The 18,972-nt window shown below is 55.6% G+C and carries 18 protein-coding genes and 1 pseudogene; 10 read left to right on the top strand and 9 right to left on the bottom strand.

Going from position 1 to position 18,972, the window contains the following annotated elements:
• Positions 1-76: 76 nt before the first annotated feature.
• From ACWHXD_RS14385 to ACWHXD_RS14375, 3 genes are read right to left on the bottom strand one after another with little or no spacing between them, the layout of a single operon-like run.
• Positions 77-3,070 carry a Tn3 family transposase gene (locus ACWHXD_RS14385; RefSeq protein WP_019334756.1) on the bottom strand — a complete coding sequence of 998 codons (2,994 nt, stop codon included), beginning with the start codon at positions 3,068-3,070 and terminating at the stop codon, positions 77-79.
• 3 nt (positions 3,071-3,073) lie between these two features.
• Complete coding sequence (locus ACWHXD_RS14380) at positions 3,074-3,484, bottom strand: putative toxin-antitoxin system toxin component, PIN family (RefSeq protein ID WP_017335986.1); 411 nt, start codon at positions 3,482-3,484, stop codon at positions 3,074-3,076.
• Positions 3,484-3,723 carry a ribbon-helix-helix domain-containing protein gene (locus ACWHXD_RS14375; RefSeq protein ID WP_017335987.1) on the bottom strand — a complete coding sequence of 80 codons (240 nt, stop codon included), beginning with the start codon at positions 3,721-3,723 and terminating at the stop codon, positions 3,484-3,486. Before ACWHXD_RS14375 ends, ACWHXD_RS14380 begins: the two co-directional genes overlap by 1 nt.
• A gap of 201 nt (positions 3,724-3,924) precedes the next feature.
• Between ACWHXD_RS14375 and ACWHXD_RS14370 the strand changes: the two genes are divergently transcribed.
• The 4 genes from ACWHXD_RS14370 to ACWHXD_RS14355 all read left to right on the top strand — a co-directional run bounded on the left by ACWHXD_RS14370 (position 3,925) and on the right by ACWHXD_RS14355 (position 6,038).
• Complete coding sequence (locus tag ACWHXD_RS14370; protein ID WP_017335988.1) at positions 3,925-4,842, top strand: recombinase family protein; 918 nt, start codon at positions 3,925-3,927, stop codon at positions 4,840-4,842.
• A 163-nt stretch (positions 4,843-5,005) separates the two neighbouring features.
• Positions 5,006-5,269 carry a type II toxin-antitoxin system RelB/DinJ family antitoxin gene (locus ACWHXD_RS14365; protein WP_020303033.1) on the top strand — a complete coding sequence of 88 codons (264 nt, stop codon included), beginning with the start codon at positions 5,006-5,008 and terminating at the stop codon, positions 5,267-5,269.
• The gene (locus ACWHXD_RS14360) at positions 5,256-5,537 is read left to right on the top strand and encodes a type II toxin-antitoxin system YafQ family toxin (protein ID WP_011282522.1); all 282 of its coding nucleotides are present in this window, start codon (positions 5,256-5,258) and stop codon (positions 5,535-5,537) included. The genes ACWHXD_RS14365 and ACWHXD_RS14360 overlap by 14 nt, the downstream gene beginning before the upstream one ends.
• A 216-nt stretch (positions 5,538-5,753) precedes the next feature.
• A complete protein-coding gene (locus ACWHXD_RS14355; protein ID WP_425311902.1) occupies positions 5,754-6,038 on the top strand; it encodes a hypothetical protein in 285 nt (94 codons plus the stop codon).
• A gap of 55 nt (positions 6,039-6,093) precedes the next feature.
• Here the strand turns inward: ACWHXD_RS14355 and ACWHXD_RS14350 are convergent, their stop codons facing one another.
• Complete coding sequence (locus ACWHXD_RS14350) at positions 6,094-6,798, bottom strand: methyl-accepting chemotaxis protein (RefSeq protein ID WP_370588167.1); 705 nt, start codon at positions 6,796-6,798, stop codon at positions 6,094-6,096.
• Between the two features lie 228 nt (positions 6,799-7,026).
• Positions 7,027-7,137 (bottom strand): annotated as a pseudogene (locus tag ACWHXD_RS14345) (hypothetical protein); the annotation flags it as partial.
• A gap of 1,945 nt (positions 7,138-9,082) precedes the next feature.
• On the opposite strand from ACWHXD_RS14345, the gene ACWHXD_RS14340 reads away from it, so the two are divergent.
• The 3 genes from ACWHXD_RS14340 to ACWHXD_RS14330 all read left to right on the top strand — a co-directional run bounded on the left by ACWHXD_RS14340 (position 9,083) and on the right by ACWHXD_RS14330 (position 11,122).
• The gene (locus ACWHXD_RS14340) at positions 9,083-10,153 is read left to right on the top strand and encodes a ComEC/Rec2 family competence protein (RefSeq protein ID WP_020302117.1); all 1,071 of its coding nucleotides are present in this window, start codon (positions 9,083-9,085) and stop codon (positions 10,151-10,153) included.
• Positions 10,154-10,185: 32 nt separating this feature from the next.
• The gene (locus ACWHXD_RS14335) at positions 10,186-10,668 is read left to right on the top strand and encodes an MFS transporter (protein ID WP_032904893.1); all 483 of its coding nucleotides are present in this window, start codon (positions 10,186-10,188) and stop codon (positions 10,666-10,668) included.
• A 103-nt stretch (positions 10,669-10,771) separates the two neighbouring features.
• The gene (locus tag ACWHXD_RS14330) at positions 10,772-11,122 is read left to right on the top strand and encodes a hypothetical protein (RefSeq protein ID WP_020302115.1); all 351 of its coding nucleotides are present in this window, start codon (positions 10,772-10,774) and stop codon (positions 11,120-11,122) included.
• A gap of 459 nt (positions 11,123-11,581) precedes the next feature.
• On the opposite strand, the gene ACWHXD_RS14325 is transcribed toward ACWHXD_RS14330, so the two are convergent.
• On the bottom strand, positions 11,582-12,448 hold the full coding sequence (locus ACWHXD_RS14325) for a BrxR family helix-turn-helix transcriptional regulator (RefSeq protein ID WP_020302114.1): 867 nt from the start codon (positions 12,446-12,448) through the stop codon (positions 11,582-11,584).
• 135 nt (positions 12,449-12,583) lie between these two features.
• Here ACWHXD_RS14325 and mblB point away from each other — a divergent pair, with 135 nt between their 5' ends.
• The 3 genes from mblB (at position 12,584) to ACWHXD_RS14310 (ending at position 16,984) form a co-directional block, all read left to right on the top strand.
• The gene (gene mblB, locus ACWHXD_RS14320; RefSeq protein WP_020302113.1) at positions 12,584-13,768 is read left to right on the top strand and encodes an anti-phage 6A-MBL system MBL-fold protein; all 1,185 of its coding nucleotides are present in this window, start codon (positions 12,584-12,586) and stop codon (positions 13,766-13,768) included.
• Positions 13,765-15,993 carry an anti-phage 6A-MBL system cap2_3 protein gene (cap2-3, locus tag ACWHXD_RS14315; protein ID WP_020302112.1) on the top strand — a complete coding sequence of 743 codons (2,229 nt, stop codon included), beginning with the start codon at positions 13,765-13,767 and terminating at the stop codon, positions 15,991-15,993. Before mblB ends, cap2-3 begins: the two co-directional genes overlap by 4 nt.
• 406 nt (positions 15,994-16,399) lie before the next feature.
• On the top strand, positions 16,400-16,984 hold the full coding sequence (locus ACWHXD_RS14310) for a hypothetical protein (protein ID WP_020302111.1): 585 nt from the start codon (positions 16,400-16,402) through the stop codon (positions 16,982-16,984).
• Positions 16,985-17,292: 308 nt separating this feature from the next.
• Here the strand turns inward: ACWHXD_RS14310 and ACWHXD_RS14305 are convergent, their stop codons facing one another.
• From ACWHXD_RS14305 to ACWHXD_RS14295, 3 genes are all read right to left on the bottom strand, one after another.
• Complete coding sequence (locus tag ACWHXD_RS14305) at positions 17,293-17,637, bottom strand: hypothetical protein (RefSeq protein WP_020302110.1); 345 nt, start codon at positions 17,635-17,637, stop codon at positions 17,293-17,295.
• Positions 17,638-17,706: 69 nt separating this feature from the next.
• Positions 17,707-18,084, bottom strand: a complete 378-nt coding sequence (locus tag ACWHXD_RS14300) for a TIR domain-containing protein (protein ID WP_020302109.1) — start codon at positions 18,082-18,084, stop codon at positions 17,707-17,709.
• Between the two features lie 2 nt (positions 18,085-18,086).
• Positions 18,087-18,563 (bottom strand): hypothetical protein, encoded by a 477-nt coding sequence (locus ACWHXD_RS14295; protein WP_139129447.1) that lies wholly within the window; start codon positions 18,561-18,563, stop codon positions 18,087-18,089.
• Between the last annotated feature and the right edge of the window lie 409 nt (positions 18,564-18,972).

The raw sequence follows: 18,972 nt of genomic DNA, 5'->3' as shown, positions 1-18,972 counted from the left end.
TACTTATTGAGAAATGCTGTGGTCAATCCCATCTAAGCTATCTGACAACATAGCCCACTGAGTTCGACCTGCGCACCTAAATATCGTCGTCTGGATTACGCAGTGGCCGTAGCTCACCTCGGGCGACCTCTTCTGGTACCGCGAAGGAGTACCGTCCCAACATATTGATGTGCTCGAAGATCAGCGGCGACAAACGAGCCAGGTCTTCGTCCTGTACCGGGTAGCCGTGCTGCTTTAACCGCTCCACGGCAGCCGTCATGTAGAGGGTATTCCATAGCACAATGATATTTACCACCAGGCCCAGGGCACCGAGTTGATCCTCCTGGCCTTCTCGGTAGCGCTGGCGAAGCTCGCCTCGTTTGCCATGGAACACGGCGCGAGCCAGGCTGTGTCGGCCTTCGCCGCGATTCAGTTGGGTCAGGGTGGCGCGGCGCTTGGACTCATCATCAATGTAGGTCAACGTATGCAGGGTTTTCTCGATCCGTCCGAACTCTGCCAACGCCTGGGCCAGACGGGTCGGACGATCTCCCGTTTGTAGGGTGCGCATGATGCCTGTCGCCGGCACTCGGCCAAGTTTGAGTGAGCCAGCCAAACGCAACAGGTCATCCCAGTGCTCGGCGATCAGGTCGAGCTTGACTGACTGGCGAGCAAGTCCGTTGAGCTTGCCGTAATCCGCGTCCGGGCGGGTGCGCCAGAAGCGGGTACCGCCGACATCAGCCAGGCGCGGGCAGAAGTGATAACCGAGCAGACGGAATAACCCGAACACCACATCGCTGTAAGCACCGGTATCGGTCATGATTTGTGTGGGCTGCAATTCGGTCTGTTGTTCCAGCACAACCGCGAGCAATACTAGGCTGTCGCGCAGGGTGCCGGGCACCGTAATGGCGTTAAGACCGGAAAACTGGTCGGAGATCAGGTTGTACCAGGTGACGCCCCGGCCGGTACCGAAATACTTCGGGTTAGGGCCGGCATGTACGGTACGCACAGGTACGACAAAACGCATGCCATCGGCGGAGGCCACCTCGCCGCCGCCCCAGACCTGAGCCAGCTCCAGTTGACTCTGCGCAGCCACCAAAATGGCATTGGCTGCCGACAGGGTATCGTCACGGAGATAGTTCTGGCTCACCCAGGACATTCGGTCACGGCGCAGCGCTTGGTTGTCGTTGCGAGTCAAGGGCTCCAGGCCGGTGTTACAGGCTCCTCCCAAGAGCACTGCGCACAAACTCGTCACCAAGTTGTCGGCCCGCGCATTGCGTTCGGACACATGGGTGAAGGCTTCAGTGAAGCCGGTACGAGCGGCGATTTCTAACAGGATTTCCGGCAAATCGACACGCGGCATCAAGTCGGCCACGGCTGCACGCAGTTGCAGCAACGAGTTGGGCTCTTCCAGCTTCTCCAGCGCTCCGAGGGACAGCTCGGTTTTGCCCTCTGTATTCTCACTCAACTGGATCGCAGGATTGTCGGGCAGGCGAGCGGCGACTGCGTACCAAGTCGCATCCAGCTCGGCAGACAAGGCGTCCAAGGTGGTTTTGGCGTTCACAGTCAGGCCCAGTGAGCGACAGATGATCGGTCGCGCCGACAGCCATTCTGCACCATCGAGCAGACCGATACGCGGGTCGGCATAGCGCCAACTGGGTGCAACAAAGACATCGCGGCGGCGTAGGGCCGTGCGTAGTGCATCAAGCGTGCAGAAGACATAGGCGCCCATGTCGAGGGAGCCATCTTCGCGAGTGATGTGGTTCTGCCAAGCCTTGGCCACGATCTCCTGCGGCACGTCATCCTCCGGCTTCCTGCGAGGCAAGTTCAGTTGCAACCAGTCCAAACTAGCCGCCACACCCTTACCCGCCGGGCTGAAGCCGAAGCGAATATGTTTCAATAAGTCAGGAAGGAAACGGCGCACGCTGCGGTAGCGCTCCTCCAGAGCGAGGTAAAACACATCGTTGGCCGGACGGATCAACGCATTGACCTCTTCCAGGGCTTTCTCCAGCGTGACACGTGGCAGGTCGTTGAACAGCCGGGCACGGACATTGTCATCGCTGATCGAGCTATCCAGCACGACCTTGCACGCAGCGGCGAGCATTGCCGCCGAGCGATCCAGGTCTTTTAGACTACGCAACCGAGCCTTCTTGTCAGCCTTCTCTGCGTTGTTGAAGATATCACGCAGTAGCGCTTCCAGAACTTCCAGAGCATCGTCGTGCGCACTGGCTTCCAAGGAAACCGCGAATGCCACCAACGTCGCCAACCGGCGCGACGCCGGCAGTCGATTGATGGCCGTGACCTTCGCGGTGTTGGCAAAGCGAGCCAGGGCGGCAATGCGGCTGGGAGGGATATGCGCAGCTGCCGGTAAGGCGATACCCAACCCGCGTACATCATCCAGCCGACGCAGCGCCCGAACCAGTGCAGGGCCACTGACCATCACCGGGCCGGAGCGTAGTTGATCCAGTCGGGAACTACGGTTGCCTTCGGCCACCAGAAGCAAGTCTTGTAGGTGCTGTCTTTGCTCCTCGGTCACGCTGCGGCCCAAGGTGTACCAGAGGCGTTCTTCAACCCGGCTACGCAGTTGGGCAATGAAGCGCTCTAACTGGGAAATTCCGGGCAATAGGACTTTCTGTGTGAGCAGCCATGAGGTAGCTCGTTCGAACAGCACGCCAGGACGATCAGTACCAGTCCAGCAAAGGGCATACAGCCATCGGCTCAAACGAAAGCCGATGCCTGGGTCAGTAAAGTGGCGATAGCCATAGCGCTCTTGAATATCGGCCGCATGTATCCAGCGACGATGATCGCTATAACGTACAAGACAGTCAGGGTCGGCGATTGCCAATTGCCGACAAAGCACAAGCAGGACTTCCACCGGCACAGCCGTGGGTTTGTCCGGCAAAACACCGACGAAGCGAACGGTAGTCAGCAGAACGGCATAGCCCAAGCGGTTATGGTTGCCCCGTAGTACCTGGACGGCTTCACGGTCTTCATCGCTCAGGTGGAAGTAGCGCTCCAGTTCATCACGGCTGGGCGCATCGATGTAGCGACCAAAGCCGTCGCGTTGCTCCTGAGTCAGAAAACCAACCGGCATCGATCACAGTACCTCGGCGCAGAACACGGCGGGGGTGACAATCCGCGTGCGTTCGATATGTCCGCGCTGCAAGAGGCCTGCGCGTCGATCACCGGTTACTAGGTAGTCCGCATTGCCCGCCAAAGCCATGGCCAGCAGAAAAGAGTCATCCGGATCATCGGCTTCAACCTCAATGGTCAACCGCTCCAATACCACGGCGCGTTGCAGGTTATTGATCATGGCCCCCACTTTGGCAGGCTGAAGGATGGCCTGAAGCTTGGGGTAACGACTGGCGCGACGAATTTCGTCGAGCTGTGCCCGTGAAGTCACCACCTCGAAGCGAGCTGAACGCCAGGCCCGATAGATCGCATCAGGAGACCCATGCGGTGAGATCAGCGCACTGAACAGAATGTTGGTATCCAATACAACCCGCATCAGCGCTTACGCGCCCAGTCGAGCGCTTCTTCAACCGCTTCGGTCAGTTCGGCCTCACTCAGATGGGCATTGGAAACCTTGGCCTGTTCGGCGCTCAGCTCCAGGATGTGTGCCCGCACCGCTTCTTCGATGAAGCGCGACAGGTCGCCCTTACGGCCACCGCCTTGGCTGGCCAGAAACATGCGAAGCGATTGGTCGGTGTCGGTGGAGACGGCGACGTTCCAGCGAGTGGTATTCATGACTTTTTCCAATGTTAGGTGTTTATGTGTTTATACACTCGATCCTCACTGCGCCGCAACGGTTCGATAAAACCCTCGTTTTATAGAACTTTAACGGAAGACCTGCCCAGCTCCGAGTTAGCCCATATTATGGTTTTAAATACTGGTATCGTTAATCAAGGTTCTATTTTCAATTTCTCTGTTGAGTAAACGGTACTTTTGATGAAAATTGGCTATGCGCGGGTGAGTACTCGGGATCAGAACGCCGACCTCCAGATCGATGCTCTGACAAAGGCAGGGTGCGAGCGGATCTATCAAGACGTTGCCAGCGGCTCAAAAAGCGCACGTCCGGAACTGGACAAATTATTGGTTCATGTACGGGCCGGTGATGCTGTGGTGATTTGGAAGCTGGATCGTCTAGGGCGCTCGCTCAAGCACCTGGTCGAACTGGTCGGTGAATTGGCCGCTCGTAACGTTGGCCTGCAAAGTCTGAATGACCCCATCGATACCACCCACGCGCAAGGCCGCTTTGTGTTCAACCTGTTCGCTTCATTGGCAGAGTTCGAACGTGAGTTGATTCGTGAGCGCACACAGGCAGGCTTGTCCGCTGCACGGTCACGTGGTCGAGTCGGTGGCCGCCCGAAGGGGCTGCCCGCTCAGGCGGAAGCGACCGCTATGGCCGCAGAAACGCTGTACCGAGAGGGTCGGTTAAGTGTGAGCGCCATTGGCAAGAAACTGCACATTTCCAAAAGCACGCTTTACCGCTACCTCCGGCATCGCGGCATAACGATCGGCGTACCCGCAAAAATCACCCAGCATCTCAACATCACGGTCCCACCGGCAGTGGACAATGCCGAACGGATCGCGACGGTCATATTGCGCCTGGCCGTCGAGAACAACAGCAAGTTCGTGCGTGGTAAAAAACGGGCACTGGAGAATATCGAGCGTTACTGCCTGGAACCTTACGGCATGAAGCTGCTTGAGTCGGGCAACTACGCGCTGAGCATTCCCTATCGCAACGATGAGGCACTGGATAAGACGGTACATGATCTGCTGACCGAGATCAGCCAAGAGGCCGAGATGCGTAATTGCTTTATCGAGGCAGATGCTTGGGAAGAGGGCTCTGAGCGGAGGTGGTAGGGCTTATGTTGGTTTTTGGTTCCATTGCTCCCCAAACCCCAACATCAATGGTACGGACAGTCCAATAAACCTTCGTTTGATAGACGCCTCTGGCGAGGTGTGCTGGGTGCACTCCTGGAAGGATTGAGCTACAATGTAGCTCATCAATCTGGAGGATCAAACCATGTCCGCAAATGCTGTAGTCCGTGCCCGTATCGACGAGCACATCAAGGAAGAGGCGACCGTCGTGCTGGCAGCGATGGGACTCACCGTGTCTGACGCCTTCCGCATCATGTTGACCCGAGTCGCCCGCGAGAAAGCCTTGCCGTTCGAGCCGCTGATTCCGAACGCCACCACCATCGAGGCGATGAAGGAAGCGCGCCGTGGCGGCTTGAAGTCGTTCGCTTCCGTCGAGGATCTGATGGCGGATCTGAATGCGGACGATTGAACAGACCAGCCGGTTCAAACGCGATTATAAACGCGAAGCCAAAGGCCCGCATCGTCAGACGCTGGCGAGCGATTTCATTGCCGTCGTCACAGCCCTGGCGAATAACCAGCCTCTGGCCGAGAAGCACCGTGACCACGCCCTCACCGGCGACTGGAAAGACCACCGGGACTGTCACATCAAGCCCGACCTGGTGTTGATTTACCGCAAGCCGGATGACGCCGTGCTGCAACTCGTGCGTCTCGGATCGCATAGCGAGCTTGGCCTGTAACGCCGGGGTCTGCCCAGGACAAGGAAAGAAGCTACATGACAATCAGCATCACCGACGACGATTGGAACGAACTGACTCCCGAGAGTTTCGATACCACCGCACTGCTGCGGGCAGTCGATGCCGTGGACGAGCTGCGCGGCGATTGAGTGACAACGCAGACGGCGGGCCTCCGCAACTGCGCACCGACCTGTTGAAGCTGCATCAACTGGCGATGAGGTGATCCAGGTGCGGATTCGAGAGCACGTCATCGCCACCAATGACATGCGTCTGTTCGGTCTGCACCTACTGGGGCAGGCGTCGCTGCGCATGGAGCAAGCGCTGTGGCCAGAAGAATATGAGCGGATGACCCGCGAGGTCGAAGAAGCTCTCCGTGAGGCCGACGACCCCAACGCCAAGTCGTACACCCACGAGAAGTCATGCAGGCGATGCAGGAACGAATCGACCAAGCACGAGACAAGCCATGTTGATCGGCCCTGCCCCAACTCCCTCGAACTCGGATGAGTCGGACCTAGCAACGTGGTGACACCGATCATCTAGGGCCGGAGCAGAGCCTGTGTCAGCCCGCGAGGCGGTGCGTCACTTCGCTGAGCTGGGCCGACAGCGTATGCAGGTTCTGGCTGGCTGCCTCGGTACGCTCGACATTGTCCTGGTTGGTGGTGGCGATGGCGGTAATTTCGGTCAGATTGCGCGAGATATCTTCCGCCACGGACGTCTGCTCTTCGGCAGCGGTAGCGATCTGACGGTTCATGTCGCGGATCGCTTCGACTTCTTGGGTGATGCGCTGAAGCATGCTGCCCGCTTCCGTAACCTGTTCGACACCTTCGTTGCTGCGGGTTTGTCCATTTTCAATCGCACGCACCGCATCCACCGCGCCGGTCTGCACCGTGTCGATAATCTGATGAATTTCAGCGGTGGAGTCGGCGGTGCGCCTGGCCAGCGTGCGCACCTCGTCGGCAACGACGGCAAACCCGCGTCCGGCATCGCCCGCGCGGGCGGCTTCGATGGCTGCGTTTAGCGCCAGCAGATTGGTCTGGTCGGCGATGCCGCGAATAACTTCCAGCACCTTGCCAATGCGACCGCTATCGGTCTCCAGACGGCGTATTACCTCGGCGGTGTTGCTGATCTCGCCGCGCATGTGGGTAATGGTCTGGATAGTCGAACGCATCATGGTCTCACCCTGCTGCGCCGAATGATCGGCCGCATCCGCTGCACGCGCGGCTTCGGCGGCGTGACGGGCGACTTCCTGCGCCGTAGCGGACATTTCATGCATGGCGGTAGCGACCTGATCGGTGCGCGAGAACTGCTCGCGAGTGCCTTGGCCCATCAGTGCGGCGATGGCGCTCAATTCACCACTGGCGCTGTCCAGGTCCGAGGTGTTGCGTTGCAGGAGGGTGAACGTATCGGCAAGGAAGTCACGCAGGATATTCGCGGCAACTGCCAGACGTCCCAATTCGTCAGCACGGGACGCATCGACGCGCTGTGCAAAGTCGCCCTGGCTGAGCTTGGCGATGTGGTCGATCAGGTGACGGATGGGGGCGATCAGATTGCGGTTTACCAACCATAGGCTGAGCAAGGCGATGAAAACGCCAGCGGCTAGCATTACCAACGAGCCGACGACTATTTTACGATCTGCGGCTTCGCTGATGGTTTCCGAACGATGCAGCGCCGAATCGCGCTGCTGGATGACCAAACCACTGAGCTGTTCGCTGGTGGCACGGTCGATGCCTTGAACCGCCTCGTCGCCGGCGAATGGATCGTTTCCGCCGGCGATGTAGGCCGCACGGCCCGCGCGGTAGGCGGCGCCGAGGCGCCGGTGCTCCTCGTGCAGGTCGCGGAGCTGCTTTGACAGGGCAGGGTTGTGCTCGCTTCGCTCAACGAGTCTGCCCAGGATGTCCTGGACCTTTCGTTCCTGGTTCTCGAAGCTTTGCCAGTACTTGCTCAAGGCTTCAGGTGATTTGCCACGCAGCAAGACGTTCTTCCACTCCTGCACCTGCACTTTGAATTCCACGTTGGCTTCGTCGATCAGGCGCGACGTTTCGATCGGACCCTTGAGTAGTTGTTGATACTTGGAAATGTCATCCGACAAGAAGGAAAAACTGGCGAAGGCGATCAGCAATATCACCAACAGGCTGCCGCCGATCAGTGTGAGCAGCTGAGCGCGCAGGGATTTTTTCAAGAGCATCTGGGCGGTCTCGTATCGAAAGGGGGGCGCTTGAGTCATACGCAAGATTGAGCGAGCGGTCAGCCAAATGACCGTTCGTTCGCCCCCTTATGTCGGCGTACCGCTGCGATACTTGAACGCTTTCAGACCAGACGCAGATGGTTGTCCCAGAGCCCTGCCGGCAATTGCAGCGCGGTGCTGACGAAGCCCCCGCTGGCGGGGTCGACCGTTAGGACAAGATGTCCGATCCGCGCTCATCGAAGCCTCCGCGCCTGGCCGGGGCACTTCTACCCGTGTGTTCGCGCAGTTGCGACAGCCAACCCGCAGGGAGTTTTTGCGGTTCATCCGCGTGGCTTGAGGAGACCAAGTTTCCGTCGCGGTCAAATAAGCTCATGCGCTTGAAAACCGGGTCCTCGGCGAGCATTCGCGCGGCTCGTCTCTGGTTTGGCCTTAAGCTACCGGCGCCCCTATCTGCCTGGTCTGCACTCTTTACTATACCGAACGACGAATGTCAGATCGAGCGCTCGGCGATCGGGAATATTTTTCGCCAAGCAAGGGCTACGCATGTCGCGAGATTCCAGCGCCTACGACTGGTGTTTAGAGTCGGCCAATACTCCTGTCCGGCCGGTCAGCCATGCGTCCTTGAGTCGTCGTGAATCCTGGCGGGATCGGACCTGGGCCCACAACCGTTCCCACCGAACATTTTCCCCGCCGGCGAGCGGCTTTCTCGCGCAACAAATTGTTCGGAGCTCAAGGTCCTTCTCTACGTTTCGGCTGCATTGGCAGTGCGTTCGGCCCTCACCCGCCGATCGGCTCACAACAAGGACGCGATGGGCGCGACCATGAATCCGAAAGGAGAACACCATGGCCATCATCGGCATCTTTACCACCTCTAAAGACGGGGCTAGTTGCAGTTAATGTGAGTAGGGAACGATGGAATGCAAGCCGGCGCGGCTGAATGCAAGCTCGCTCGCAAATAATCTGAGCCAGACGGCTCCGTCAGTCGCAGTTAATCTGAGCCGGAAATTGCGCTGATTGCGAGCACGGCCGTTTTCGATTGCAAGCCGGTACATCTAAGTGCGGGGCATTGACTGGGTGGCGGCCACTGGCCACTAGCTCATGCACAACATAGGGTTGGATCCAACTTCTTCAAGGGCGGTCACGGAAATTATTTTGTCCGGCGGGCGCAGCGATAAATTGGCGATGGGGTGGTCCGCTGCACGCGGAGACAACGGGATGAGCCAGCCCATGGCTGGCAAGGCTGGGGGGGGTACAGCACGACGATTGGCTTGACGGGCTGGGCCAATCTGATGCAGCGTGTCAAAGGGCCAGTATGCTTGGCATGTGGCTCGACCTCAATTAAGCACGAAGGGAGCACAAGGACGTGGCGGACAGTGTTGAGATTGACTTTATCGGCGTCGAAACCTCGAAAAGCGGCGATGCCATTACGGTGCGTTACACCATCAATGGCACCACCCAAATACACGTGGTGGACGGGGGCTATATCGACACTGGCCCCCAGATTATCGAACACCTTCAACAGCATTATGGAACAACGCGGATCGACCATGTCGTGCTAACCCACCCCGATCGTGACCACGCCAATGGCCTGAGAGCGGTGCTTGAAAATTGCAGTGTGGGAGCACTATGGCTCAATCGACCCTGGCAGTACGCCGCAGAGCTGCTGCCCCGTTTCGCGACTTATACCTCTGCCGACGCACTGGAGCGAAAGTTGAGGTCGGTGTATTCCGCCAGCGCAACGCTCGAAGCGATTGCCCTAGCGCGAAATATCCCGATCTACAGCCCACTACAGGGCCAGCGTATCGGTGCCTTCCACGTGCTGGCGCCTTCTCGCCGCCGATATTTGGACTTGATCGTGGAGTCCGAAAAAACGCCGGAAGCCGAGGAGGCCTCGGTGATCGGCGAGTCTTTCGAGGGCATTGCCAAAGCGTTTCGAGCATTGACAAACCTGGTGAAATCGGTTTGGGGCAATGAGTACTTTCCAGCTGCCGGTACGAGCAGTGAAAATGAAATGAGCGTCGTTCAATACGCAAAAATCAATGAATCGAAAATCCTGTTGACCGGCGACACCGGCCGCGAAGGGCTGACCGAAGCAGCGGACTTCGCCCCCCATGTCGGTTTGGCGTTGCCCGGGCTCGAGTTGTTTCAGGTGCCGCATCACGGTGGCCGGCATAATGTGTCCACCGAGGTGTTAGATCGGTGGCTGGGGGAACGACTACCATCGCTGCCGGATGAGCCGGTGTGGTCGGCGATCTGCAGTTCCGCAAAGGCGGATGAAGACCATCCGCGAAAGTCGGTAGTGCGTGCGATGATGCACCGGGGCGCGCATTTCGCAGCCCTGGAGGGCACCGACATTCTGTGGTTCAACGGCAATCAGCGAGTAGGGTGGTCGGCGGTGCCCCAGACGGCTTTTCCAGAAGAGCAAGAAAATTGACCGATCCTACTTCGAGAGTCACGACCAATCTCATGCTGTTCATTATCCCTCTTTATCTGGTACTGCTGTTGTTTCTGGCGACGTATTCCATTGGCGCGATGGCATTGGGTTGGCTGAGCCAACCCTACGAGGTGCTGAGGGTGCCGCTGATGTGTGGGGCCATTGCATGCGTTGGGGGATGTCTGTACTGCTTAAGAGCGGTGTATCTCAACAAATGTATGCACAAACGTTGGGATCCCGATTGGCATGTTTGGTATTTCATTCGACCGATCACCAGCATTGTGGCCGGCGCAGTCAGCTACCTGTTTTTAAAGGCTGGATTGTTGGTCCTTGAATCCAGCGCTAAAAGTGATGCCAGTGAAATCGGTTTTTTTGCCCTGGCATTCATTGCGGGACTGAATGTCGACAAGTTTGTCGCCAAAATCGAAGAGGTGGCCAAAGCCGTCTGGGGCATCGATAAGTCGAGAGCTTCCGAGGTGCGCAAGGACGATACCTCTGCAGGCGACCGGCAGTAAGGCACACGCCGGGCCCTTCCCGCATAGGGCCCGTGGCCCTCTGGTCCGACCGGCCCGTTTGAGGTGTTTCCCAGGAATCCTTCAATGTTTCTAAGGAGTTAAGGTGGCCAACGAACTTGCCTTGCTTGATCACACATTTGAGTCACAGAAGGAAGCGGAAGCTTACTTTTATGCCCTGCGCGACAAATACAGCGCCTCTGCGGCCGATATCACCCAGCCGCAGGAGTTCGAATTGCTGCGTGAGCTTTACCTCAAATATTGTGAGTACACGGATTGGCCAGTACCAGCCTCACCCATAGCTTTTTGCGTGCGCAATGTCGGAAGGGGTGTGGGTGGTAAGGGGGGAACAACACAAGCTTTTGTCGTTCGGTTCAATTCCGACGCGAAAGCCGATAAAGAGTTCTCGGCGAAGAAGGCCATCCAAGCCATCGCGAAACACCACGCGACCAGGTGAGACCAGGTAAGGCACAGGAGGGGCAAGGTACGCTGCGCCCCCCCCCTGCAACGTCACAGGATCCTCAATGATCTGCAGGGTGTTCACGCCGTCGCCAGTCAACGCGCACCAGCTGACGCCCAAGTGCCTCACCCCCGCTGCGGCTGGGCATGACAGGGGGGGATCAGGAGGACAGGCCTGTTCCAACTCGGAATGGATGGTATCCATTTTTGCGGTCTAAGGCTCGCGCCGGAGAATTGATAAATTGAGCCACCGAAGCACTTCGGGCTTGGATCAATTCTTAAAAATGAAGACACCCGATGGGTCTTGAACTGTCAGGAAGGGTGGCATTGGTCACCGGCGCATCGAAGGGCATTTCTGCCTTCAACACCGCGGGGATTGCGTTATCCACCTCTTCAGGGAGTATTCAGTCTCGGCGTGGTGCGGTCTCGCCACCGAGCAGGGCTCATCATTATTGCCCTACTGTCCGGATGCGGAGCATTCTTCAATTCGTAACATTACGATTTGCTGCGAATCCTTAAGGGGTTCATCAGGCTTTATATCCAAATTTAGGCGCCGGGTTAAATAATACAACTGGGCCTTACGAGCGCGGATCTTTGTCTCGCCGTTGATCATTTGGTAATCGTGTTCAATGGCTAATCTTTTGGGGTTGGAATAATTAGGATTTGGGCCGATCACGATATCAATGAAAGTTTCCCATTCAACATCCTGAGGAACTTCGCCAGGTGGAGCGATTGATTCTGTGATCTGCATGATGCGACCGAGCACGTAATCCTTGTATTTTGACGATTTAAAACAATAAGCACGTATGTGCCATCGAAACCCATCATGGGCAAATGAAGTGGGGTAAATTGTGCGGGTCGCGGCTTCGTCAAAACTTGTCAGAGACCGGTAATCGCAGACTACTGCCTGCTGTTTTTGCAGCGCTCTAATCATACTCACAAGTATGTGAGGCTCGACCTTGCGAGTAGGCGAGGGGAGGCTCGCAACGGGCGGCGCCCAACCGATGAAGCTATCACCCGGGGCAACGGTGCCGTGCTCACGCAACAACAGTTCGTTCAAATATTGACTGCTGTCAAAACTGGCCAGAATCGGCTTAAAGAAGGGTGAGGCGACGTAGGCCTTGAGGGTGCGATCGTAGATCAGGTTGTCCGGTGCAAGCTCCTGGTACCTGGACAAATCCAAGGATGCTTGGGGAACAGAGATTCTGAAAAAGGTCGTTAGGTCGGAGCGATTCAATCGTCCCTCCCACAGCAGACGGAAATCGATGAACTCCAGTCTTCGGTCTTGACCCCATCGGCCAGTACGGGTGATCTGCTCGGTCATGTTATTGATTTTCCATGCTTTTTTATATGCGTATAAAAATTATCCGCATAACTACTAGACGGGTAGTTTTTCTATACGTATCTTAGCCTTCGCGGTGCCAGAACTCAATCGTGCGTAACCGCCCAGGAGGCGTCAATGGCAGCAAAAATTACGTTCTTTCAGGTCGGTAATGGCGACATGACTCTGGTTCGGCTCGCGGACACACGCGTGACAACTATCCTGACCGACATCAACATTCGTAGTTCAGCGGATGATCCCGACGATGACATGCCTGACGTTGCAGGCGCACTGCGTCAGCGGTTGATGTATGACAAGGATCAGCGTCCGTTTGTTGACGCCTTTATGCTTAGCCATCCGGATCAGGACCATTGCCGCGGCCTGCGCAAGCATTTCTGGCTGGGGCGTCCGGAGGACTATCCGGATGACCATCTTGAGCGCTCAGAACGGCGCATTATCATCCGTGAACTGTGGTCGTCTCCGCTGATTTTCCGCCGTCGTTCAGTGAACCACACCTTGTGTGACGATGCGCGCGCCTTCAATTCGGAAGCTCGCCGGCGCGTGGCGCACTGGCGTGCAAATGGTTATGCCACCAGCGGCAATCGCATTCTCATCATGGGTGAAGACAACGACGACAAAACCGATGATTTAGGCGCCATCCTGATAAGGTCGGGCGATACTTTCAACAAAATTGACGGTGAGTATTCATCGCTGTTTTCCGCTCGCCTATTAGCGCCAGCGCCGCATGAAGATGATCAGGAGCTGGAGACTCTGCTGTCTAAAAATGACTCCAGCATCGTCATGAACATGGAAATTTCGCCTTCCATTTTTTCGAGCCGCAAGACGCGCTTTCTGACAGGCGGTGATGCGCGGGTGCTGATTTGGGAGCGTATGTGGGAGCGCTTCCAAGATACACCGGAAGTGTTGGAGTACGATCTCCTGCTGGCACCGCATCACTGCTCTTGGCGATCGCTCTCGTACGACAGCTGGTCGGACCTCCGGGAGAACGCCCAACTCTGCGATGCTGCGCGCAAGGCACTCGGTCAGGCACGCGGCGGTGCGACCATCATTTCCAGTAGCAACAAAATTCTCGACGATGCCGTTGATCCACCGAGCATCCGCGCCAAGCGTGAGTATGACGAAATCACCGACGAGGTGGACGGCTGGTTCGGCTGTACCGGGGACTTGAAGGATGCCGCAGTCCTCGAATTGGAGGTCGCGAGCAATGGGAGTGTGAGCCGGATCGCCGCGGTAGGTATCGCTTCTGCTGCCGCAAGTACCGCCGCAGCTGCGGCACCGCGCGCGGGTGCACCTGAACGATGATCGAATATTTCGAACTGGGGGAGTTACCCGACACTCTGACCAGTGCGCCGCTCTACCCAGCGACCGTGGCTCTGATAAAAGCCTGTGAGAAACATCCTCACATTGCGATCCGTGAATTGCGTATTGCGGAGCAGGGCGACGATCGTTCGGAATACATCGTCATTGATGCGGGTGACGGTGAAGTCAACGCGGGCAACCCAGGGCGGATTCGGCGCAAAGAACGGTTGGCGATAGAGATCAATCCCGAGCGGAGGGTCCCCATTGTCGCTCGCACATTGCGCAAAGACTTTCCGAGTCTGTCACACCAACATGCCTGGGTGCCCGGCACACCAAGGACACTTTGCCTGTACGAAACGGCGTGGAGTGCCGAAGAGCGCAGCTGGACCGCAGAGCGATTCCTCCGTCGGATATTCTGGTGGCTTAAGGAGTCATCCGAGCTGCGCCTTCACCGGGAGGATCAACCGCTGGAACAGCTCTTTTATCTCAGCCCGTACCAGCTGATTCTACCCGCCAATCAATACGAATATGCGAACTCGGTCGACCGCAAGTTGATGATTCAAGAGGTCCAGAAAGGGCCGCCTATCACTTGGAGGGCGGTACCTGAGAGTGATGGATCGTCGGTGAAGGCCATCCGCATGCTGACGATCGAGGTCCTTCCAGTCGAGGCCAAGTCAGTGGTGATGTTTCCCGAGACCTTGGGCGCACTGCACGAACACCTGGTGTCGTGGGGCAGTGAGTTGGCCGATCGGCTGCTAAAGACCACCTTCGACGCCATACCAAATGGCATCAAACCGCCGAGTGGGAAAGGGGAGGCACTGCTGATTCTGGTGTGGGTACCGCGCTTACGCAATGGGCGCGACGAGCGCCCTAATGTTATGGGGTATGTAGTAGGCACTTCACTCTACGAGCTCGCCTGTGCATTCGATATCTTAGGGCCAAAGGACGGGGAGGGGCTGCAGTTCCGCTTCCAGCCACTGGATGGCCAGGTCGGTGCGGGCTGGCAGAAGCTTCCGCTGTTACCTGTGGAAATTCGTCCCGGGATGGACGCCAAGAATGCGCGGGATCTGTCTGCAATTGACCATGACACCGCCGTTTTTAAAGGCGTATTGGCCGGTGTCGGGGCCTTGGGAAGCACCTTGGCTGATATCTGGGTGCGCTCGGGCTGGGGGCAATGGACATTTATCGATCCTGATCAGTTGATGCCGCACAATCTGGTCCGGCAATGGGGGTTCGATGGCCACCTGGGTCTGTCGAAGACCGCGGTTGTGCAGGAGCTGGCGACGTACATCTATCCGCATGAGCCCGCCCCGACTGCCATCGCCAAGAGCGTTGTCGAGGAAGATGGGGATGTGGTTCAGGCGCTTCGAGACGCGCAGCTAGTGGTGGATGTCACCACCACCTTTGAAGCGCCTCGTAGCTTGGCAGTTCGCGATGATGCACCTCGAACCATCAGTTTGTTCCTCACTCCCTCGGGGCTCTCCAGTGTCATGCTCATGGAGGACGCCAGCAGGACGCAGCGAATCGACGCCCTGGAGGGGCAGTATTACCGCGCGATCCTGAACAGTGAGTGGGGGCAATCTCATCTCGAGCATCATTACGGCGACCGCTGGGTGGGAGGCGGTTGCCGGGACATATCGGTGCGCATGTCCAATGAGTGCATTCATGCACATGCCGGGATCTTGTCGCGCCAACTTCGCCAGGCAGTGCTTAAAGAGGAGGCCCGGCTCTGTATTTGGTCATCCGATGAGGCTTCAGGGGCCGTTCACGCGCACGAGGTGGAACTGTTTGCAGTGACGCGCGAAATTACCGCGGGCTGGACCGTCACGTATGACCACGGTCTTCGGCTGAAGCTTAAGGACATCAGAAGGGGCGCGCTGCCAAATGAAACCGGTGGTGCCATTCTCGGTGTCACCGATTTCAAGAACAGGACCATCACTCTTGTTGATGTGCTACCTGCGCCATCCGACAGCGAATCCAGCCCTACTCATTTCATCCGCGGCAAGGAAGGACAACGGGAGGCATTAGAAAGGGTGCAGCAATTGACTGCGCGGGTGGTTGATTACGTAGGCGACTGGCATTCCCATCCGCCAGGCTCTTCGGCAAGGGCGAGTGTTGACGACGAAAAGTTGATAGCGACCTTGCATCAAAGAATGAGTGCTGATGGCTTGCCTGCGGTTATGGTCATCGTTTCGGAGCATGAGATAAACATAGTTGTTAAGCAATAACGTTAAACATTAGAACGTGCTGCAAGTTCACTCACGTCCACCCTGCGGCAGGACGCTAGTGGGTAGACGACTTGACCGGTTGGGCATCTATATAGGTGTGGGCTTGGCCAATATTAGGCTGCGATGGAAGTACGATTTAGCTCTTTAGCAGCGTTGCTTTAGGCCGCAAGCGTTGCTGACATGATCGTCCACCTTAAATGCCTGCTTGGCATGGAGCGCTGCCCAGTACAAGTCGTTCAATTGGATACCAGGCATCAAGAGCACAAGGGGAGATTGGCTTCTATTATGGCAGTGATCTCAGGTAATCCATTGCGCCGCGCATAGTTAAAAATTTGAGTTTTGAACTTTACCTAATCCGTACATCTTTAATGCTAGTAACCGTCAACGGGAATAGTGGGTAGAAAAAATGAACGAAACGAAGTCGGAGTTGAATAGTGGAGGCGAGCAACATCTGAATGGTGTCTATGGAGGGTGGGAGCTCCTTATTGCGGGTGTGGTCTTGGTTGTTGTGGCCCTGCTGGATGTCGCCTATCTTCAACTCTATCTTTCTGGTCGCGAACCGGTATATGTATTCTCGGCGGTTATGATCAGCGCCTTGGGGGGCTTTATATTGTGGCTTCCGTTCGCAAGGAGACGGATCGAAGCGGCCGGAGAAACCCGATTCTCAAATTTCCTGGCCTTACCTGACAATGAGGTACCTATTACGTTTCCGGTGGTATCGGCTTTTCTGGGTGAACAAGCGTTGGGCGGCTTTTTAGGCAGCGTGCTCATGCTGACGACGCACGGGGTTTTTTCCAATTTTGGGGCTGCGATCGCAGGAATTTATTGCTTTGCTCTAATAGTCCTTGCGATCACAATTACATCTTTCTCGCTTCTTAGATTTGTTGTTCTCTTTGCTAGATATGGTTGGGCCACTTATGGGGTTATAGCTGTTTCCTCGCTCATTGTGATGTTCGGATTTTTCTGGGCGGGAGTGAGATCGGTATCGTAGTTGCAGGTGTATGGTGGGAATGATGTTGCTCATGGAGGCCATGTCACGCAAAGTCAAGCGGCACTGGGGTGTCATATTTTTAATGATACTTCCGACTGTATTTTTTCTGAACAGCCTTGGCGGGGGCGTCGCAGACAATGGCGATGGGACGTTGGTAATCCCTAGATGTGAATTTCCATTTATAGTCTCGTTGGGAAATTACTACTCAAGAATTACTTATGTCAAAGTTCGCATAGTTCCGTCAACTCAAAAGATACCTGGCCGATCTAGAGGCCCTGAAGGGGTAGCTTCAAGTCGTGCGAGGGGTATTAAATGGTCGCCGTCATGCCCGACTTGGAGAATACAGTGATCGGACCACTCCCCAAGAGAATTTCTATTTTGATGCTGCCGTCTTCGTACAAAGATAGCATATGGTTTTTTAGCACTATAGATGAGAGCCCTGAGTCATCGTGAACCCATTTGGTAAAATCCCATAAATACATACGTTGCCCTGTATCTTTATAATTTTTAGGCTGTCCGCTGTGATCATCTTCTACTTTATCCAAAATCGTTTCTACAAGCTTGAAGGCCTCGCTTTTCGTTCCCACACATCCAGCGGACCCAAGCTGTTCCATAAAAATCAGCAATCGTTCCCGCTTTGAGAGCTCACTCATAACTATCCTATTACCTTTAGTGGGTGGCAGATATAACCATCGGGGTGATAATTTTTTGTCTCTGGTTTTTCAGAGACTTAATGGGGGAGCTTTTCGGGCTGCAACTAACTTATCGATAGCACCAGAGATGGTCAGGCGAATTTCATCTATGGAAAATTCGTTTGTGGAAGCGTCCGCATGTATGGTGACGCCATGAAGATCAATTGCCTTCGCAGTATCTATTTCCCATTTTACCCACGGTGAGTTTTTTATGGAATCAGTGCTCAGCAGCATAAAAATATCTGCCTGCTGCAACTCATTTGCCACTCTTGCTTGCTTATTTTTTGAGTGATTGTGAAGAAGATCGATATAGATATCCCCCAAGTCAGATAATTCGAACTCCAAGATACTAAGAAAGTCTCTCGTTATTATTTTGTCTCTGGTGGTGTAGCTGATAAATATCTTCATTTTTACTGGCCAGAGGCGAAATGCTTGACAATATGCATGATGATGGTTGCGAGCATGATGAGTACGAAAATGGTTGAGCAGTAAATGTATAGCAGCATGGATTTGTTAAAAATCGCTGCATTCCATGAATTAGGCAGTATAGGTGGGGCGATAGATTCTCCAGTGTTTCGGTTTGAGATTTTAGTTTGAAGATTCAAAATTTTCTGTCGATTCACTCTTTGATAGTAATAGGCTGTGGTATCGCACATCCAGAACCCGGTGCTAATGAATAGGCAGGTTAGCGAAAGCAATAATGGAGTTGTATCCGTTCCGAGCTTCAGCATGGCCGCGATAATAATGCCCAAGGCACCCACGCATAATTTTTTGTATTCAAAGCATTGATTGCTAATTTGCATTGTTGATTCATGGTATTGCTCAACCGAGGACCAGTCTAGCTCGTCATCTAAGCTCTTCTTATATTCCGGCATCCCACTGCTCATATTTAAAACCCTTGGCGAAAGAGAGATCTTATCTTATGAGCCCGATTTCGCCAAGATCGCGGAGTTAAAGAGTTATAGCACTCTGCGACTATTGTCAAAATTTTGGCTAGGGGCAGGGAGTTCCCATAGTTGACGAAGGGGAGCGGGATAACGCGCGACGGCAAGTGCTTGCGCAACTTCAGGGCTGCATCCGAGCGGCTCTGAAGTTGATGTCATTGACGTCAGCGCCCAGCTGCTGAGCGCTGGGCCGTTGAGCCTTGGAAGCTGGCGGCGAGGAAACGCTTGCGGCAATTGGCCGGTCGCATTGAGTTAGGGTTTCGCCTTCGCTCCCGTCTGCTTCCCATTCGCGAGCTTTTTCTTCTCACTGGCATTGCCATTTTTGGCAAGTTCGCCACGGACTCTGTGCAGT

It is taken from the genome of Pseudomonas fjordensis (assembly GCF_976987115.1).
Note: the sequence above shows the minus strand (reverse complement) of the source record. Positions and strands in the feature narration are given on the sequence as shown.

Bases quoted from the DNA above. Each gene is read 5' to 3' on its own strand.
- ACWHXD_RS14385 (WP_019334756.1), bottom strand. From the start codon at position 3,070: ATGCCGGTTGGTTTTCTGACTCAGGAGCAACGCGACGGCTTTGGTCGC.
- ACWHXD_RS14380 (WP_017335986.1), bottom strand. From the start codon at position 3,484: ATGCGGGTTGTATTGGATACCAACATTCTGTTCAGTGCGCTGATCTCA.
- ACWHXD_RS14375 (WP_017335987.1), bottom strand. From the start codon at position 3,723: ATGAATACCACTCGCTGGAACGTCGCCGTCTCCACCGACACCGACCAA.
- ACWHXD_RS14370 (WP_017335988.1), top strand. From the start codon at position 3,925: ATGAAAATTGGCTATGCGCGGGTGAGTACTCGGGATCAGAACGCCGAC.
- ACWHXD_RS14365 (WP_020303033.1), top strand. From the start codon at position 5,006: ATGTCCGCAAATGCTGTAGTCCGTGCCCGTATCGACGAGCACATCAAG.
- ACWHXD_RS14360 (WP_011282522.1), top strand. From the start codon at position 5,256: ATGCGGACGATTGAACAGACCAGCCGGTTCAAACGCGATTATAAACGC.
- ACWHXD_RS14350 (WP_370588167.1), bottom strand. From the start codon at position 6,798: ATGTCCGCTACGGCGCAGGAAGTCGCCCGTCACGCCGCCGAAGCCGCG.
- ACWHXD_RS14335 (WP_032904893.1), top strand. From the start codon at position 10,186: ATGCTGTTCATTATCCCTCTTTATCTGGTACTGCTGTTGTTTCTGGCG.
- ACWHXD_RS14325 (WP_020302114.1), bottom strand. From the start codon at position 12,448: ATGACCGAGCAGATCACCCGTACTGGCCGATGGGGTCAAGACCGAAGA.
- mblB (WP_020302113.1), top strand. From the start codon at position 12,584: ATGGCAGCAAAAATTACGTTCTTTCAGGTCGGTAATGGCGACATGACT.
- cap2-3 (WP_020302112.1), top strand. From the start codon at position 13,765: ATGATCGAATATTTCGAACTGGGGGAGTTACCCGACACTCTGACCAGT.
- ACWHXD_RS14310 (WP_020302111.1), top strand. From the start codon at position 16,400: ATGAACGAAACGAAGTCGGAGTTGAATAGTGGAGGCGAGCAACATCTG.
- ACWHXD_RS14305 (WP_020302110.1), bottom strand. From the start codon at position 17,637: ATGAGTGAGCTCTCAAAGCGGGAACGATTGCTGATTTTTATGGAACAG.
- ACWHXD_RS14300 (WP_020302109.1), bottom strand. From the start codon at position 18,084: ATGAAGATATTTATCAGCTACACCACCAGAGACAAAATAATAACGAGA.
- ACWHXD_RS14295 (WP_139129447.1), bottom strand. From the start codon at position 18,563: ATGAGCAGTGGGATGCCGGAATATAAGAAGAGCTTAGATGACGAGCTA.